Genomic DNA, 15,932 nt, shown 5'->3' on the forward strand with positions numbered 1-15,932 from the left:
CGAGGGAGCTTGCTCCCGCTCGTTTTGGGGCTGCTTCGCACCCCAGCGGGAGCAAGCTCCCTCGCCACAGGAACAGGGTCCGTTCAGGGATTGCGCGTTAGCCGCGTAAGAATCCGGTCCAGCGCATTGGCAAACGCCTGCTTCTCCCGCTCGCCAAACGGTGCCGGCCCGCCGCTCATCTGCCCCTGTTCACGCAAGTCGGTGAACAGGTTGCGCACCGCCAGCCGATCACCCATGTTCTGCGCGTCGAACTCCTTGCCCCGCGGGTCCAGCGCTGCAACGCCTTTTTTCACTAGCCGGTCGGCCAGTGGCACATCGCTGCAGATCACCAGCTCGCCGGGCACCGCGTGCTCCACCAGATAGTCGTCCGCCGCATCCGGGCCACTCGGCACCACAATCAGCTTCACCAGCGCCAACCCAGGCTTGATCTGCGGCTGCCCCGCCACCAGCACCACTTCGAACTGACGCTTGAGGGCGAACTTAACCACCAGATCCTTGGCCGCCCGAGGGCAGGCGTCGGCATCGATCCACACACGCATTGGGTTTGACCTCTCCAAAAAAATCGCGAGCAGGCTCGCTCCCACAGGTTATACGCCATCCTGTGGGAGCGAGCCTGCTCGCGATTGTGAGCGCAGCGAATGCTTTCAAGAAACAGACACCCGCCGCTTCTCCGCCATCCAGCTACGCCCATACAACACAATGATCGCAATGATCGCCACCGCCTGAGCACTCAGCGAATACGCATCAGCATGGATGCCCAGCCAGTCGAACTCAAAGAACGGCACCGGCCGCGTGCCGAAGATCCCGGCTTCCTGCAATGCCTTCACACCGTGACCGGCAAACACCACCGACAGTGCGCACAGCAACCCGGCATTGATGCTGAAGAACAGCGACAGCGGCAGTTTCGCCGAGCCCCGCAGGATCACCCACGCCAGGCCCACCAGCAGCACCAGCGCCGTGGCACCGCCAGCCAATACCGCGTTATGCCCTGCTGGTCCCGCCTGCAACCACAAGGTCTCGTAGAACAGGATTACCTCAAACAACTCGCGATACACCGAGAAAAACGCCAGCGTCGCAAAGCCGAAACGCCCGCCGCCGCCCACCAGGCTGCTCTTGATGTAATCCTGCCAGGCCGCTGCGTGGCGACGGTCGTGCATCCACACGCCGAGCCAGAGCACCATAACCGCGGCGAACAACGCCGTCGCGCCTTCCAGCAATTCACGCTGCGAGCCGCTGACGTCGATCACAAACGCCGCCAGCGCCCATGTTGCCAGACCGGCCACCAGCGCCAGGCCCCAACCGACGTTGACACTGCGCACCGCCGATTGCTGGCCAGTGTTGCGCAGGAACGCAAGGATCGCCGCCAGCACCAGAATCGCTTCCAGACCTTCGCGCAACAGAATCAGCAGACCGGAAATGTAGCTCAGGGACCAGCTCAAACCATCACTGCCGAGCAGGCTGGCAGATTCTTTCAACCTGGCTTTGGCCGCGTCCAGACGTTTCTGGACCTCGGCCACCGACAAGCCGTCCTGCAACGACTGACGGTAAGCCATCAGGGATTTTTCAGTGTCTTTGCGCACGTTGGCGTCGACATTGTCCAGGGAGCTTTCGACCAGCTCGAAACCTTCCAGGTACGCCGCTACCGACAGGTCATAGGCCTGATCGTGATCGCCGGCGCGATAGGCCGCGACGCTTTTGTCCAGTGTTGCAGCGGTGTAGTCGAGCAATTGCGCCGGGCCACGCTTGACCTGCGGCGGTTGCGAACGCTGGGCGCGGAAGGTCGCTGCCGCTTGCGGGCCCTCGGCGGCCAGCACTTCCGCCGGGGTCTGACGGGCGAGGTCGGCGATGTTGTAGGTTTTTTCGGATGTTGCCGCGGCCGGATCGGCACTGAAACTGGCGATATAGGTGGCGAGGTCCCAACGCTGACGGTCGTCCAGCTGATCGGCGAAGGCTGGCATGTCGGTGCCTTCCACGCCCATCCCCAAGGTGTTGTAGATCGCGTAGAGGCTCAATCGGTCCTGGCGCGCGACATCGCGCAGATTGGCCGGCGGCGGCGTCAGACCGACACCGGCCGGGCCATCGCCGGCCCCGGCATCGCCATGGCAGACCGAACAATGCTGGGCGTACAGCGGCGCGCCCCGGGTCGGGTCCGGCGTAATGATCGGCGCCTGACTGACTTCATAAGCCACGGCCAGCTTCGCTCCCAGCTGCCGAGCCTGCCGGGCGACGTCTGCGCCGTCCTGACGAGCGGCGATGGCGCTGTGCAGCGTGCTGACGCCCTGCTCCAACCCAGCCTTTTCCGCTTTGTCCGGCATGGCGGCGATCAAGCCTTGCAACGCCTTGGTAAATTCCAGTTGCTCGCGGTACTCGGATTCATTGATGACCTTGCCCGCTTGTACCGATTGCGGGTAGTCCGCACCGATGTAATCGAGCAAATGCAGCGCTTGCGGCGCGCCTTCCACGGTGTCGGCCAGCAGATGGGAACTGCACAAGGCAAACAGTGGCAACACCAGCCAGGCCAGGAAACGGGACGGGGCAGTCATGAATGAATCTCAATTGGAAATACGAAGTAACACATTGTTCACTTCGAATGACTTTCGCTCAAGCTTTGTTGTGTGAAACGCCGCATGAAGCCTCGATTTTCGTCGCTGCCCGATGATGGCACTTTCTATAAAAACGCAACTAAAAAGCCATTACGTAGCCACCATCCCTGTTTATAATGCCGCGCCTGCAATTGATCGACATGGCACTCAAGCTCCTCTGCTCATGAGGAATTGGCAGGACGCCCGTCTGCGCCGATAGGTCTCAACAGCCCGACCAGCAAGCACGGCTGCATACATTCAGGGAAGAAGTACTATGGCCTCCCGCGCCTTAACCTTGATCGCGCTCAGCGCTGTCACTTTGCTCTCCGGCTGTTCGGCATTCCGCAACTACGACTCGGAACTCGCACAAACCAACCAGCAGCTGGCTTCCGGCAATGTCGACGCCGCGCTGACCCTGCTGGAAAAGAACAACACCGGCGAAGACAAGGACCTGCTGTATTACTTCGAGAAAGGTGAACTGCTGCGCGCCAAGGGCGACTTGTCCGGCAGCCAGAACGCCTGGACCAGCGCCGATACGGTGGTCGGCCAGTGGGAAGACGCGGTCAAGCTGGATACCGGCAAGTACCTCGCTCAGTTCGGCAGCTTCCTGGTGAACGACAAGGTCCGTCGCTACGAAGGCTACGACTACGAAAAAGTCATGCTGACCACGCAAATGGCCCTGAACCTGCTGGCCGTGAATGACTTCGACGGCGCGCGCACTGCGATCAAGAAAACCCACGAACGTGAAGCGGTGATCGCCGACCTGCGCGACAAGGAATACCTCAAGAGCGAAGAGGAAGCCGAGAAAGAAGGCATCAAGACCGAATACAAGGACCTGCAGGGTTACCCGGTCGCCAGCCTCGATGCGCCGGAAGTGGTCGGCCTGAAAAACAGCTACCAGAGTGCGTTCAGCCATTACCTGGCCGGCTTCGTCTATGAAGCCCTGGGTGAAAAAGACCTGGCCGCGCCGGGTTATCGCAAAGCGGCCGAACTGCGCCCGAACACCCCACTGCTGGAACAGGCACTGAAAGACCTCGACAAGAAAAACGCCAAGGACGAGGACAGCGACATCCTGATCGTCGTGCAAAGCGGTCTGGCGCCAGCCCGGGATTCGATCCGCGTGCCCCTGCCTCTGCCGATCAGCGGCAATGTGGTGATCACCCCGCTGTCGTTCCCGATCATCAAGCCTGATACCTCCACCGCCACGCTCGCCCAGATCGGCGTGGACGGCCAGCAGCTCAACCTGACGCAACTCAACAGCATCACCGCCATGTCCCGCCGCGCGCTGCGTGACGACATGCCGGGCATCATCGTGCGCACCACCGTACGCGCCGTAACCAAAGGCATCGCGCAGAAGAAAATCAACGAAACCAACCCGCTCGCGGGCCTGGCGGTCGGTATCACTTCAGCCGTGCTCGAGGGTGCCGATACCCGTACGTGGCGCACGCTGCCGGACAACACCCAGGTGGTGCGCCTGCGCCTGAAGAAAGGCGAGCACCAGGTCACGCTGCCAAGTGCGGTCGGCGGTTCGGTGGTCAAGGTCACCGTCGATCAACGCTATCAGGTCATCAGCCTGCGTGCCGTGGGCAACCAGGTGTTTGCCAGCGGCCTGGCGGCTCACGTCGTCTCGAGCAGCACCCCGACGGCTGTGGCCAGCCTCAAACAACCTTAAGAACGGAGTCTTTACATGCGTTTCAAACTCATCGCTGTCGTCGCCCTGGCCTTGCTGGCCGGTTGCGCCACACCGCCGCCACCTGAGCCAGGCAGCGCCGCCAGCAAAGTCGTGGCCATGGGCAAGTTGAAGAACATTGTGGTGGGCGCCATGCGCGTCGCCCGGGAAAACGGCTTCATGACGGTCAATGTGCAGCTGAGCAACACCAGCTTCAACAACAAGACCTTCTACTACCGCTTTGCCTGGCTCGGCCCAGAAGGCTTCCCGATTGCCGAAGAAGAAACCTGGAAAAGCCAGATGATGTACGGCGAGCAGACCAGTTTCATCCAGGCCATCGCGCCCACCGCCAAAGCCGTGGATTTCCGCCTCGAAATCAAAACGCCTTAACACCCTATTCGATCAGTTTTAGAGAGCATTCCCATGTTTGCACGTTTTTCGTTCATCGCCGTTATCGCCCTGCTGGCCAGCGGTTGCGCCAATACCTCGCCTACCCTGGGCAGCAAAAACATCAGCTACGGCGACACCAAGGCCGTGGAAACCGTGACCAACGAGTTCGGCTCCACCGACCTGCAGATGATTGCCGAGTCCATGACCCGCTCCCTGGCACAGTCCGGCATTCTGCAAGGTCGTCCGGTGGTTCAGGTCTACGACGTGAAGAACAAGACCAGCGAATACATCGACACCCGTGAAATCACCACCAGCATCAAGACCCAGCTGATGAAGTCCGGCACCGCCCGTTTCGCCAGCGACAACACCGCGATGCAAAGCCAGGTTGACCAGCTGAAGCTGCAAAACCAGAGCGGCCTGTACAAGAAAGCCACTGTGGCCAAGACCGGCAACATGATCGCCGCCAAATACCGTCTTGAAGGTTCGATCAGCTCCATCGTCAAGCGCAGCAGCGACTACAAGGACGTCTTCTACAAATTCAGCCTGCAATTGATCGACGTTGAAAGCGGTCTGGCCGAGTGGATGGACGAGAAAGAGATCCGCAAGACCACGGAGCGTTAATCGATGCGCGCATGGATTGGCATGATGGCCCTGGCTTGTGCGTTCAGCGCGCAGGCGGCCCCGAAAGTCGCGGTAACGGACCTGGCGTATCAGGAGCGAGTGGAACAATACATCCACATCGTTTCGGCCCAGAGCAATCACCGCGAGAGTTACTACAGCGCCAGCGGTTCTTCGAGCTACAACGAAATCGAGGCCACCTACAGCTACATCGAGCAAGGTGAATTGCGTAAATTCACCGGAGACATCAAGGGCGAGATATTGCGCACCGGCATGTTTCAGCTGGTGCAAGGCACGCCGTATACCGCCTCGTCCAAGGGTGATGTCTATGACGTGATCAAACGGATCAAGGCCGGCAACTTCAAGGGTGCCGACTATGTGCTGTTCGGCACCGTGTCGGACATTGACTTCACGCGCGACGTGACCGAGCTGGCCAACACCGACAGCCATTCGGCCGTGTTGGGCCTGACCCTGGTGGCGGACTTCAGCCTGATCAACACCCGGACTTTTGAAATCACCTCGGCGTTCACAGCGATGGGCGAAGGTCAGGACACCAAACTGGTGAATGGCCGGGACATCAAGGTTTCGCTGAACCGCCCACGGGTGGTTCGTGACGTGTCCAAGGCGCTGGGTGAAGACGTGGCCGCGCAGTTGAGCCAACAACTCGGTGGCGGTGGTTACGAGCAGCCGGGGCAAGCCCCGTTGCGCAACAACTTGCCACGGGATACGGCGCCGGTGATTTTGCGCTGAATCCCGGCTGCCCCAGTGTGGCGAGGGAGCTTGCTCCCGCTGGGCTGCGAAGCGGTCCCAACCTCATGCAAGCGCTTCGCACTTGAGCACGAGCAAGCTCGCTCGCCGCAATGGGTTCGCGACAAACTAAAAAGGCGACCTCGTGAGGTCGCCTTTTTTGTGGTTGCGAGCTTTAAACCGCGGCTTTGCGCAGCGTCGCCATGAACGCCGCCGCGCCAATAAACAGCCCGGCAAAGGTGCGGTTCATGCGTTTTTGCTGCTTGGGCGTGCGCAACAAGCGCAGCACCTTGGACGCCAACCCGGTGTAACCGGCCATGACAATCAGATCCACACAGACCATGGTCACGCCGATGATCAGGTACTGAGCCAGCAGCGGCGCATGCGGGTCAATGAACTGCGGCAATACCGCGAGCATGAACACCAGGGCCTTGGGGTTGCTGATGTTGACCAGAAAACCGCGGAACACCAGCGCCATCGGCTTGCCGATCTGGCGCACGGCCGCGTCGTCACTCATGTCGCTCGGCAGCGCGCGCCATTGCTTGATCGCAAGATAAACCAGGTACGCCACGCCGAACCATTTGATCGCATAAAACGCAGTGGCCGATGCCGTGAGAATCGCGCCAACACCGGCACCGACAATCGCGATCTGCACCGCCAGGCCCAATTGCAGGCCCAGGGCATTCCAGTAACCGCGCCAGAAACCGTATTGCAGACCGCTGGACATCGACGCAATGGCGCCGGCACCGGGAGACAGGCTGATCACCCAGCAGGCGGCAAAAAACGCCAGCCATGTTTGAAGCTCCATCGCACACCTCGACTCAGACTCGTGACAGACGTCTAAGCTAATGCGGCTTGGGGCCGATGACTACCGATTTTTTTTGCAGGATAGTGCGGCTGCCGACCAGCGTCTTATGACTCGCGCAGGCGATGCGCCAGGCAGCGGACGCCTTACTTTTCGAAACCGCCGGACGAGAACACGTCCGTACCACGCCAGCGTCGAACCGAGCGCTGGAAGAACAGGCTATTAGGCACCTGCACCATCGCGCTGCCGGTGCCGAGCTCTTCCGCTTCGATCAACGTGGTGTAGAGCAGATTGATCGCCACCACCCGGCCTTTGACGCCAGGCTTGTCAGTGGTGTCCACCAACTCGACCACGTCACCGATACGGAACGGCCCGACGGTAAAAATCAGGATCGCGCAGAGCAGATTGGAGAGCACGCTCCACATGGCGAAAAACGCCACTGCGGCCACCGCAACGAAACCGGACAACGCGGTCCAGAGCACTGTGGCCGACACGCCCAGGCGCTCCAGCACGAAAATCAGCGCGCTGCCCATAATCAGCCAGCGCAGACCGCCGCGCAGCGGCATCAAGAACTGCGGCGGAAAGGGGTAGCGCTCGCCCAATCGAGTCAGGCATTTAGCGACGACGCGCTGAGCGATATAACCGGCCAGCAGGATCAGCAGGATTTGTACGACCAGCCAGATCGGCTCGACCCACATCGCCGGCAACGGTAGCTTGAAGGCTTCCATCAGGACAGCGCCTCCAGCTCCGCCTGCATGCTTTCGAGCAATTCCAGCGCTTCCATCCAGGCTTCTTCCAGCTCGGCTTCGCGCACCTTCAGCCTGGCTTGCTCAGCCAGCAGATCACGCAGGTCGTTCTTGCGCGCAGGTTCGTAAATGTCGCTGTCGCCGAGGCGGGTGTCGATCGTCGCCAGTTTCTCGTGCAGCTTGCCCAGCTCGGCTTCGAGCTTGTCAGCCTCGCGCTTGTGCGGCGCCAGTTGCTGACGCAATGCGGCGGCGGCCTGACGCTGGGCTTTCTTGTCAGTCTTGTCCGGATTGACTGGCGTATTGCTGACCGGGGCATTGCGCTGACGATAATCGACCAGCCAGCGGGCGTAGTCTTCCAGGTCACCGTCAAACTCCTCGACCTTGCCGTCCGCCACCAGATAGAAGTTGTCGGTGGTGCTTTTGAGCAAATGGCGATCGTGGGAGACCACCAGCACTGCACCACTGAACTCCTGCAGGGCCATGGTCAGCGCCAGGCGCATTTCCAGGTCCAGGTGGTTGGTCGGCTCGTCGAGCAGCAGCAGGTTCGGTCGCTCCCAGGCGATCAACGCCAGGGCCAGGCGAGCTTTCTCGCCACCGGAGAAATTCAGCACCGGCTCGTCGATACGCGCACCGCGGAAGTCGAAGCCGCCGAGGAAGTCGCGCAGGGTCTGTTCGCGCTCCGTCGGCGCCAGGCGCTGCAAGTGCAGCAACGGGCTGGCCTTCGAGTCCAGGGAATCAAGCTGATGCTGGGCGAAGTAACCGACGACGGTGTTTTCGCCGCGGGTCAGTCGACCGGCCAGCGGCGAGAGTTCACCGGCGAGGTTTTTGATCAGGGTCGATTTACCGGCGCCGTTGGGGCCAAGCAAACCGATGCGCGCGCCAGGGGTCAATTGCAGCTTGACCTTCTCCAGCACGGCTTTGTCGCCGTAGCCCAGACGGGCATCGGACAGGTCGATCAGCGGGCTGGAAATCTTCGTTGACTCGCGGAAGACGAAGTCGAACGGCGAATCGACGTGAGCAGCGGACAACTCTTCCATCCGCTCCAGCGCCTTGATCCGGCTCTGGGCCTGGCGGGCCTTGGTCGCCTGGGCCTTGAAGCGGGCGATGTAGCTTTCCATGTGCGCACGTTGCGCTTGCTGCTTCTCGTAGGCCTGCTGTTGCTGGGCCAGACGCTCGGCGCGGGCACGCTCGAAAGCGCTGTAACCACCGCGATACAGGGTGATCTTGCGTTGATCGACGTGGGCCACGTGATCGACCACGGCGTCGAGGAAGTCCCGGTCGTGGGAAATCAGCAGCAAGGTACCGGGATAGCTTTTCAGCCATTCTTCGAGCCAGATGATGGCGTCGAGGTCCAAGTGGTTGGTCGGTTCGTCGAGCAGCAACAGGTCCGAGGGGCACATCAACGCCTGCGCCAGGTTCAGACGCATCCGCCAGCCACCAGAGAAATCTCCTACCTGGCGATCCATCTGCTCGTTGGTGAACCCCAGGCCGGCCAGCAGCTTGCGGGCGCGGGCATCGGCGGTGTAACCGTCGGCGCTGTCGAGTTCCGAGTGCAGGCGGGCCTGAGCGGCACCGTCATGGGCCGCTTCGGCGGCGGCGAGGTCACGTTGCACCTCGCGCAGGCGCAGGTCGCCATCGAGCACGTAGTCGACCGCCAGGCGTTCGAGCGTCTCGATTTCCTGGCGCATGTGGGCGATGCGCCAGTCGGCCGGCAGGAAGCAGTCACCCGAGTCCGGGTGCAGCTCGCCCCGAATCAAGGCGAACAGGCTCGATTTGCCGGCGCCGTTGGCACCGATGAGGCCGGCTTTGTGGCCGGCGTGCAGGGTCAGCTCGGCGTCTTCTAGCAGACGTTGCGGGCCACGCTGTAAAGTCAGGTTCTGAAGTCGAATCATAATGGCGGCGGAGTCTACCAGCTTCGCTCGCAACTGGCGCGAGTAGCACTATGTCCTCTGACCTGTGGAGCTTTTCCCTTGGCACTTACGCCCGTCCCGGCGTTGAAGCCGCGTGCCTGACTTTGCAGTCGGCGGGGGTGAATGTGTGCCTGTTGTTGTGTGGCCTGTGGCTCGGACAGCGCGGAGTCGCCTGCAACGGGCAACGATTGCAGCAACTGCGAAACGTGGCCGAACCTTGGGACACGGAAGTCGTTCGACCGCTGCGCGCCTTGCGCCTGCAATGGAAAGCCATCGCGACTGAAGATGCCGAACTGGATGCGTTACGCGAACAAGTGAAAGTGCTGGAGCTGGAAGCCGAACGGCATCTGTTGTTGCGACTGGAGCGATCGGCGCAAAGTTGGCCGCAGGATGAGGCGACCGATTTATCGGCCTGGCTGGAGGGTGTGGCGGCGGACGCCGCACACCTGGGCCGCGACGCGCTGCATCAGCTGCGCGCCGCGGTAACCGGCACTTAGGAAGCGCTGGTTGGGGTGGTGCTGGTGCTCGACGGCGCTACTGGCGTTGGCGCAGTGGTGGCTGTCGAGGTAGAGGCTGCTGGTGCAGGAGCGGCCGAAGCGGATGGCGCTGGCGTCGCTGGTTTGGCAGCAGGAGCCGGGGTTGGCTTGGCAACGGCGGCCGGTTTTTTCACGGCTGGTTTGGCAGCGGCTGGTTTTGCGGCTGTCGCTGGTTTGGCGGCGGCTGGCTTGGCAGCAGCAGTTTTTACAGCTGGTTTTGCAGCTGGTTTTGCCGCCGGTTTAGCGGCTGGCTTGGCAGCGGTTTTTGCCGCTACTGGTTTTGCGGCAGGCTTGGCAGCAGGTTTCGCAGCGGCGGTTTTGGCGGCTGGTTTGGCAGCTGTCGTTTTCGCCGTAGCAGGTTTGGCAGCAGCGGTTCTTGCAGCCGGTTTAGCGGCCGCGGTTTTCGCCGCAGCAGGTTTGGCAGCGGCGGTTCTTGCAGCCGGTTTAGCCGCCGCAGTTTTCGCTGCAGCAGGTTTTACCGCCGCGGTTCTTGCAGCCGGTTTAGCGGCTGCTGTTTTGGCAGTGGCTGGCTTGGCGGCAGGTTTGGCAGCGGCTGTTTTCGCTGCCGGTTTTGCAGCGCTGGCAGCGACCGTTTTTTTCGCAGCCGGTTTAGCGGCGGTTTTTGCTGCGGCTTTCACCGGAGCCTTTGCAGCAGGCTTGGCCGGTGCCTTTGCAGCAGCCGGTTTGGCCGCGGCTTTCTTGGCAGGGGCCGCAGCAGGCTTGGCCGAACGCAGGGACAACGCCTTGCCGACAGCCTCTTGTACACGACCGACGCCCTGGGCCAGTTTCAGGCTTTCTTGAGCATCGCGCTTGAGTTGCAGAATGTAGGTGCGGGTCTCGGACTGACGATCCTTGAGGGAGTCGAGCAAGTCTTCGAGTTGCTTCACTCCGTCCTTCGCCTTGGCTTGTGCCTTGGCCTTGCCGGCCGCCGCAGCGTCCTGCAATTTGGTGCGGGATTTGTGCAATTTCTCCTGCGCTTTTCCGCGCTGCTTTTCCAGTTTGGCGAGCAATTTTTCAGCATCAGCCAAGGCTTGTGAACAAGCGGTTTCCAAATGCTCGAGCAAGCTGCCCGAGAGTTGTTGGAGTAAGTGCAACGGGGTATTTACAGGCTTCTTGGTGGCCGACATGGTTTACCTCCTGGCTGACGTGGGTGCGGCTCATACTAGACCTCTGCTGCTACCGCCGCTAGGGCATGTTGACAGTATCGAAAGCGCTGCGTTGCAACGGATCGAAAATCTTCCGGGCTTGCGTAAAACAAGTTCACTGTCGCACGCATTCACACTGGCATAATCTGCCGCATCTCAGGTCGGAGAGTGCCGATGTCGCGCTACCTTTTTTTATCGCTGTGCATGTTTTTTTCCGTGGCTCAGGCCGCCGAAAAAACCACCGGAAATGAAGCTCACGATCTCGCGTACAGCCTGGGCGCAAGCCTCGGTGAGCGTCTGCGCCAGGAGGTTCCCGATCTGCAACTTCAGGCACTGGTCGAAGGATTGCAGCAAGCCTATCGAGGCAAACCGCTGGCCCTGAAAGACGAGCAGATCGAACAGATTCTGGCCGAGCATGAAGCGCAGGTTGCCTTGCAACAGAGTGAGCCGCAGAGCGAAGTCGCCCTCGAAAAAGAAAAACGTTTTCTCGCGGAAGAAAAAGCCAAACCCGGTGTTCGTGAACTGGCCGATGGAGTATTGCTGACGGAGTTGGTGCCAGGCACCGGCGCGAAAGCCGGCCCGAATGGCAAGGTCCAGGTCCTGTACATCGGTCGACTTCCCGACGGCACCGTGTTCGATCAGAACAGTCAGCCGCAGTGGTTCAGTCTCGACAGTGTGATCAGCGGATGGCGCAGCGCCATGCAAAACATGCCGGTCGGTGCGAAGTGGCGGTTGGTGATTCCATCGGCACAGGCTTATGGCGCCGACGGTGCCGGCGACTTGATCGATCCATTCACGCCGCTGGTATTCGAAGTCGAATTGCGCGGGGCCACCGGCTGAACAGCGCAAACGAAAAACGGCGCGCATAAGCGCACCGTTTTTTTGAGGGTGTTACCGGAAGGGGTTCAGGCTTGAACCGAATCCTCTTCCTTGTGAGCCGTGTGCAGCACCTCGATCAGGCAGTCTTCCAGTTCGAAGCGTTCGTGCAACAGGCCACCCAGCTCCTTGAATTTCTCTGCCACGCACTTGCCTGCATCGCACAGGTCGTTGAACGCAAGCAGCTTCTCGGTGATGACGTCGATACGCGGGTAGATCGTCTCGGCCAACTCGAGGCCGCGAGTGTCGCCAAACGCCTTGGCTTCGCCCGTCAGCTGTTCGTAGATCTCGAAGTGCCCGGCAGACACGTAATCGACCAGCACGCCGCAGAATTCCTGCAATGGCTTGCGGTTCTCGCCCAGAGCTTCAGGCTTGGCGCCGAGAGCATCATAGGCCCGAACCAGTTCGTGACGCTCCTGCAACCAGCGATCGATCAGCAGATGCACTCCACCCCAGCGTTCCTGAGCATTCTGACAACTTTCGAGCATGGTGATCTCTCTTCCCTTGTGGGTCATGCTGCCCTACACCTGTCGCACACTTGAAGATCAAGAATCGGCCAGGCAGAGCGTCATTCGAGCAACATAATTCCAATGACACGTGCGGGCCAGATTATGCCCGCGCGACTGTGGCTTCAAGGTACGCAGGAGATAAAGTTCATACAAGTGTTTAATCGCCCGCCAGCGCGGGGTGCGACGACTCGCCGCTGAGCGGTCGCCGGCAGGCGATCCAGACAACGCGTAGCAACTGCTGAATACTGAGAATTGTCATCGCGACAAAGAACAACAGGCTCCACTCCGGCAAGCTCAGGTCGAACAGCGTCCATGAAATCCGTGCACAGTCGGCAGTGCCGTTGAACATTTGCTGCACAACATAAACCCAGGGATTGCTTGCGAACAGATCGGCCAGATCCGGCGAACACGTTGACAGCTGTTGCAGCGGGTCGCCTTGCAGCAACACCTGGCGCCACGCCGTCACTGTTCCCGCCAGGCTGCACAGCAAACCCAGCAGCCAATACAGGGAAGAACCCAAACGGCCGGGCCCATGCACCGAAGCCATCAGGCAGACACCCGTGAGTAACGCCAGACACATCCGCTGCAACAGGCACATGCCGCACGGCTGGAGGCCGACCGCATATTCCAGGTAATAGGAAACGCCCAAGGCCAGGGCGTCGGCAACGAAAACCATGAAAAACAAGGAGCGTGAGCAGGCCAACGACATGGCTTTTCCGTACCAGTAGAGACAAGTGGTTACGGTAGAGGAAAGCGCGCCAGCCTTACAAGACGGGTCAGCAGGGACACTTCAACAGAAGTGTAGGGAATTCCCGACAGAGTTGAGAGGATCAGATGTAGTCCTCTGTAGGACTTTGTTACCAACCGACCAGGACTGTAAGAATTAACGTCTTTTTGGCGAGGGAGCTTGCTCCCGTTCGATTGCGCAGCCATGGTAAATCAAAGGGTTGCTTCGCAATCAGGCGGGAACAAGCTGCCTCGCCACAGGCTTCAACAGCGGTTAGCTTTTAGACGGCTGCAGGCACCGGCAACGGCGCTGCCAACAAACGCTCATCCAGCAAGCCAAGGCCTTCCTGGAACAACTGATTGCTGCGCTCGGTGTCACCCAGTTGTGCCAGCAATCGCGCCAGCTCCGCACAGGCTTCCGGGTTGCGCTGCACGCGCAGGCTGCTTTCCAGATAGTCCCGGGCCTTGCCCCACAGACTGTTTTGCAAACACAGGCGACCCAGGGTCAGCAACAGACTCGGGTCGGCCGGATGGTTCTTCAGCCAGCCCTCGGCGGTTTGCAGCTGACGGGCTGGATCACTGCCGCGAACCAGTCCGTAAAGGCGGGCCAGATGGCTGTCGTAGTTGCGCTTGAGCGCCGTTCGCAAGACCTCTTCGGCCTCGATCTGGGCGCCGATTTGCCGAAGCTGCTCGGCATACGCCAACACCAGTTGCGGTTCCTGGCGCTGTGCCGAAGTGAGTTGCTGCCAGGCGCGGTTGAGCGATTGCAATCCGACGGTTCCGTCTTCTTCGCGGTGCGCCGCCAGGGACAGGTTTTCCCCCCAGGCCCGGCGTTCCAGTTCGGCCAGCTCGGCCGGCGGCAGGACCTTGTCCTTGCGCAGCTCCGGCAGCAGGCGAATAACGGCCGACCAATCACCGCGCTGTTGATGCAAACGCTGCAACTGGCGCAAGGTCTGGACGTTATGAGGATGACGCTCATGCATCGCCTGCAAGGTCACCAGGGCGCCATCGGTGTCGCCGCGATCGGTCTGCAGTTGAGCGTGACTCAAGGCGATCGCCAACTCGGCCTGGGGCTGGCGCTCCAGCGCACGCTCCAGCAAGTTGTCGCTTTCCTCGTAGTGGCCTTGCTCGTTGGCAGCGCGAGCAGCGCCGAGGTAGTAAAGCAGTGGCTGGCGCTCGGCTTCGGCGGCGCGATGCAAATGACGCTGCGCGCTGGCCCAGCGACCTTCGGCCAAGTCCAGCTGACCGTGTTCGATCGCCACTTGCACCCGACGGCTGCGGTTGCGCCGCGACCAGGGATTGACCACGCCACTGGACGTCATGACCAGTTCGATCAACGCCTTGATGCCCCAGAATACCAGCCACAACACCGCCACCAGGGCCAGGGTTGCCCACAGGCTCGATTCGAAACGGAAGCTCTTGTAAGCGATCAGCACGTAGCCGGAATGCTCGGCAATCGCCAACCCCAAAGCGGCGGCAGCGGCGATGACCAGAAACACGATCACATAGAGGCGCTTCATGGCGTGGCCTCCGGCAGAGTGTTTGCGGCAGGCTTGGCCATGGGTTTGATCGAATCCTCGGCGTTGACATTACGTCGCTCGAGATAGCCCTGAACCGCGCTCAGCGTGGCGGTCAGATCCGGCGTGACCACGGTAACCGGCTGCTTGCTCAGTTCGCCAACCTGCTCGAGCATCACTTTGCTCTGCGGGTTGTCCGGATTGAAGTTGCCTTTGAGCACGTCCCGCGCTTCGGCCAACGCCTGGGTGTAAACCGCAGCCTGACCGTTGAGTGCCGCCCACTGCGCCTGCTCCAGCGCCAGGCTCAGGGCCAGACGCACCTGGCTCAGGCTTTGCCCTGCCAGCAATGGACGTACATTTTTGTCAGCGTTGAAATCGATGCGGATGTAACGCGAGATCTGATCCCACCACTGCGCCCAGCGACTGGCGCCGTCGCCATCGGCGGTCAGGCCCAGCAGGGATTCGCCGCGGTCCTTGTACTCGGGTGCGAGCTCGGTGAGGTTGATGACTTGATCGCGCAGCGCCCCCAGGCGCAGGAAAAGGCCAGTGCGATCCGGCTGTTCGGTGCTGCGCAAGGCGACCAGGGTTTTCGCCACTTGCTCGCGAGCGGCAAAGGAACCCGGGTCGTTCTGTTCACGAAGAATTTCGTCGGCGCCCTGCACCAGGGCCTGAGCGCTGCTGATGTCCTGCAACGCCGAAAGTCGCAGGCTGGCCAGGCGCAGCAAGTGTTCGGCCTCGGCCAGACGCCAGTCCTTGCGGCTCGCGCCGAGGACGGTTTCCAGACGTTGATTCAAACGTTGCTGATCGCCTTGCAGTTGAATCACCAGACGGCTTCGAGCGTCCAGTTCTTCGGCGGCTGGCATTTGCTCAAGGCGCGCACTCAGGCGCTGCTCATTCAGCTTCAGGCTTTGCGCCTGATCGTTCAACGCCTGCACCTGGCTCAACTGCTGCTGCGTATTGGCTTGCAGGTGACGCACCTGCCAGACACCCCAACCGCCCACCGCCACACCGGCGGCGCCCAACAGCAACGCGACTATTGCCAGCCCATTGCCTCGGCGCTGCTCGGCAGCAGGTGGCGCAGTTTCAACCGGAGTTTCAACCGGCGCATCAAGCACTGGCTTCACGTCATCTTTAGGCAAGGCTGTTTCGTTCACGT

General features: G+C 60.9%; 16 protein-coding genes. 6 read left to right on the forward strand and 10 right to left on the reverse strand.

The window, feature by feature from the left end; translation table 11 throughout:
• Nucleotides 1-83: 83 nt before the first annotated feature.
• Nucleotides 84-539 carry a YaiI/YqxD family protein gene (locus ACM6I5_RS22535; RefSeq protein WP_414884755.1) on the reverse strand — a complete coding sequence of 152 codons (456 nt, stop codon included), beginning with the start codon at nucleotides 537-539 and terminating at the stop codon, nucleotides 84-86.
• A gap of 105 nt (nucleotides 540-644) precedes the next feature.
• Nucleotides 645-2,543 (reverse strand): FTR1 family protein, encoded by a 1,899-nt coding sequence (locus ACM6I5_RS22540; RefSeq protein WP_414884756.1) that lies wholly within the window; start codon nucleotides 2,541-2,543, stop codon nucleotides 645-647.
• Between the two features lie 313 nt (nucleotides 2,544-2,856).
• Between ACM6I5_RS22540 and ACM6I5_RS22545 the strand changes: the two genes are divergently transcribed.
• Genes ACM6I5_RS22545 through ACM6I5_RS22560 form a run of 4 tightly spaced genes read left to right on the forward strand, consistent with a single transcriptional unit; the run spans nucleotide 2,857 to nucleotide 6,009 of the window.
• Complete coding sequence (locus tag ACM6I5_RS22545) at nucleotides 2,857-4,254, forward strand: COG3014 family protein (protein ID WP_017341416.1); 1,398 nt, start codon at nucleotides 2,857-2,859, stop codon at nucleotides 4,252-4,254.
• A gap of 15 nt (nucleotides 4,255-4,269) precedes the next feature.
• Nucleotides 4,270-4,641, forward strand: coding sequence for a YcfL family protein (locus ACM6I5_RS22550; protein ID WP_017341417.1), 372 nt, complete (start codon nucleotides 4,270-4,272; stop codon nucleotides 4,639-4,641).
• Nucleotides 4,642-4,674: 33 nt separating this feature from the next.
• Nucleotides 4,675-5,262, forward strand: coding sequence for a penicillin-binding protein activator LpoB (gene lpoB / locus ACM6I5_RS22555; RefSeq protein WP_017341418.1), 588 nt, complete (start codon nucleotides 4,675-4,677; stop codon nucleotides 5,260-5,262).
• A gap of 3 nt (nucleotides 5,263-5,265) precedes the next feature.
• Nucleotides 5,266-6,009 (forward strand): penicillin-binding protein activator LpoB, encoded by a 744-nt coding sequence (locus ACM6I5_RS22560; RefSeq protein ID WP_414884757.1) that lies wholly within the window; start codon nucleotides 5,266-5,268, stop codon nucleotides 6,007-6,009.
• Between the two features lie 172 nt (nucleotides 6,010-6,181).
• Here the strand turns inward: ACM6I5_RS22560 and rhtB are convergent, their stop codons facing one another.
• The 3 genes from rhtB to ACM6I5_RS22575 all read right to left on the reverse strand — a co-directional run bounded on the left by rhtB (nucleotide 6,182) and on the right by ACM6I5_RS22575 (nucleotide 9,449).
• On the reverse strand, nucleotides 6,182-6,814 hold the full coding sequence (rhtB, locus tag ACM6I5_RS22565) for a homoserine/homoserine lactone efflux protein (RefSeq protein WP_017341420.1): 633 nt from the start codon (nucleotides 6,812-6,814) through the stop codon (nucleotides 6,182-6,184).
• A 143-nt stretch (nucleotides 6,815-6,957) separates the two neighbouring features.
• A complete protein-coding gene (locus ACM6I5_RS22570; protein WP_017341421.1) occupies nucleotides 6,958-7,539 on the reverse strand; it encodes a mechanosensitive ion channel family protein in 582 nt (193 codons plus the stop codon).
• Nucleotides 7,539-9,449: an ATP-binding cassette domain-containing protein gene (locus ACM6I5_RS22575; RefSeq protein ID WP_017341422.1), complete on the reverse strand. Its 1,911-nt coding sequence runs from the start codon at nucleotides 9,447-9,449 to the stop codon at nucleotides 7,539-7,541. The genes ACM6I5_RS22570 and ACM6I5_RS22575 overlap by 1 nt, the downstream gene beginning before the upstream one ends.
• A 50-nt stretch (nucleotides 9,450-9,499) precedes the next feature.
• Between ACM6I5_RS22575 and ACM6I5_RS22580 the strand changes: the two genes are divergently transcribed.
• Nucleotides 9,500-9,964, forward strand: coding sequence for a TIGR02444 family protein (locus ACM6I5_RS22580; RefSeq protein WP_414884758.1), 465 nt, complete (start codon nucleotides 9,500-9,502; stop codon nucleotides 9,962-9,964).
• Here the strand turns inward: ACM6I5_RS22580 and ACM6I5_RS22585 are convergent.
• Nucleotides 9,961-11,130 carry an AlgP family protein gene (locus ACM6I5_RS22585; protein WP_414884759.1) on the reverse strand — a complete coding sequence of 390 codons (1,170 nt, stop codon included), beginning with the start codon at nucleotides 11,128-11,130 and terminating at the stop codon, nucleotides 9,961-9,963. The two genes, ACM6I5_RS22580 and ACM6I5_RS22585, sit on opposite strands and share 4 nt — an antisense overlap.
• Before the next feature lie 192 nt (nucleotides 11,131-11,322).
• Between ACM6I5_RS22585 and ACM6I5_RS22590 the strand changes: the two genes are divergently transcribed.
• A complete protein-coding gene (locus ACM6I5_RS22590; protein WP_414884760.1) occupies nucleotides 11,323-11,988 on the forward strand; it encodes an FKBP-type peptidyl-prolyl cis-trans isomerase in 666 nt (221 codons plus the stop codon).
• 65 nt (nucleotides 11,989-12,053) lie between these two features.
• On the opposite strand, the gene ACM6I5_RS22595 is transcribed toward ACM6I5_RS22590, so the two are convergent.
• From ACM6I5_RS22595 to ACM6I5_RS22610, 4 genes are all read right to left on the reverse strand, one after another.
• Nucleotides 12,054-12,512 carry an Rsd/AlgQ family anti-sigma factor gene (locus ACM6I5_RS22595; RefSeq protein ID WP_007899333.1) on the reverse strand — a complete coding sequence of 153 codons (459 nt, stop codon included), beginning with the start codon at nucleotides 12,510-12,512 and terminating at the stop codon, nucleotides 12,054-12,056.
• Nucleotides 12,513-12,690: 178 nt separating this feature from the next.
• Nucleotides 12,691-13,242, reverse strand: a complete 552-nt coding sequence (locus tag ACM6I5_RS22600) for a disulfide bond formation protein B (RefSeq protein WP_414877939.1) — start codon at nucleotides 13,240-13,242, stop codon at nucleotides 12,691-12,693.
• Between the two features lie 298 nt (nucleotides 13,243-13,540).
• A complete protein-coding gene (locus ACM6I5_RS22605) occupies nucleotides 13,541-14,779 on the reverse strand; it encodes a heme biosynthesis protein HemY (RefSeq protein WP_414877940.1) in 1,239 nt (412 codons plus the stop codon).
• A complete protein-coding gene (locus ACM6I5_RS22610) occupies nucleotides 14,776-15,930 on the reverse strand; it encodes a uroporphyrinogen-III C-methyltransferase (RefSeq protein ID WP_017341428.1) in 1,155 nt (384 codons plus the stop codon). Before ACM6I5_RS22610 ends, ACM6I5_RS22605 begins: the two co-directional genes overlap by 4 nt.
• Nucleotides 15,931-15,932 lie beyond the last annotated feature (2 nt).

This window comes from Pseudomonas sp. IT-P171, from assembly GCF_949767765.1.
Taxonomy (GTDB): Bacteria; Pseudomonadota; Gammaproteobacteria; order Pseudomonadales; family Pseudomonadaceae; genus Aquipseudomonas; species Aquipseudomonas fluorescens_B.

Bases quoted from the DNA above. Each gene is read 5' to 3' on its own strand.
- ACM6I5_RS22535 (WP_414884755.1), bottom strand. From the start codon at position 539: ATGCGTGTGTGGATCGATGCCGACGCCTGCCCTCGGGCGGCCAAGGAT.
- ACM6I5_RS22540 (WP_414884756.1), bottom strand. From the start codon at position 2,543: ATGACTGCCCCGTCCCGTTTCCTGGCCTGGCTGGTGTTGCCACTGTTT.
- ACM6I5_RS22545 (WP_017341416.1), top strand. From the start codon at position 2,857: ATGGCCTCCCGCGCCTTAACCTTGATCGCGCTCAGCGCTGTCACTTTG.
- ACM6I5_RS22550 (WP_017341417.1), top strand. From the start codon at position 4,270: ATGCGTTTCAAACTCATCGCTGTCGTCGCCCTGGCCTTGCTGGCCGGT.
- lpoB (WP_017341418.1), top strand. From the start codon at position 4,675: ATGTTTGCACGTTTTTCGTTCATCGCCGTTATCGCCCTGCTGGCCAGC.
- ACM6I5_RS22560 (WP_414884757.1), top strand. From the start codon at position 5,266: ATGCGCGCATGGATTGGCATGATGGCCCTGGCTTGTGCGTTCAGCGCG.
- rhtB (WP_017341420.1), bottom strand. From the start codon at position 6,814: ATGGAGCTTCAAACATGGCTGGCGTTTTTTGCCGCCTGCTGGGTGATC.
- ACM6I5_RS22570 (WP_017341421.1), bottom strand. From the start codon at position 7,539: ATGGAAGCCTTCAAGCTACCGTTGCCGGCGATGTGGGTCGAGCCGATC.
- ACM6I5_RS22575 (WP_017341422.1), bottom strand. From the start codon at position 9,449: ATGATTCGACTTCAGAACCTGACTTTACAGCGTGGCCCGCAACGTCTG.
- ACM6I5_RS22580 (WP_414884758.1), top strand. From the start codon at position 9,500: ATGTCCTCTGACCTGTGGAGCTTTTCCCTTGGCACTTACGCCCGTCCC.
- ACM6I5_RS22585 (WP_414884759.1), bottom strand. From the start codon at position 11,130: ATGTCGGCCACCAAGAAGCCTGTAAATACCCCGTTGCACTTACTCCAA.
- ACM6I5_RS22590 (WP_414884760.1), top strand. From the start codon at position 11,323: ATGTCGCGCTACCTTTTTTTATCGCTGTGCATGTTTTTTTCCGTGGCT.
- ACM6I5_RS22595 (WP_007899333.1), bottom strand. From the start codon at position 12,512: ATGCTCGAAAGTTGTCAGAATGCTCAGGAACGCTGGGGTGGAGTGCAT.
- ACM6I5_RS22600 (WP_414877939.1), bottom strand. From the start codon at position 13,242: ATGTCGTTGGCCTGCTCACGCTCCTTGTTTTTCATGGTTTTCGTTGCC.
- ACM6I5_RS22605 (WP_414877940.1), bottom strand. From the start codon at position 14,779: ATGAAGCGCCTCTATGTGATCGTGTTTCTGGTCATCGCCGCTGCCGCC.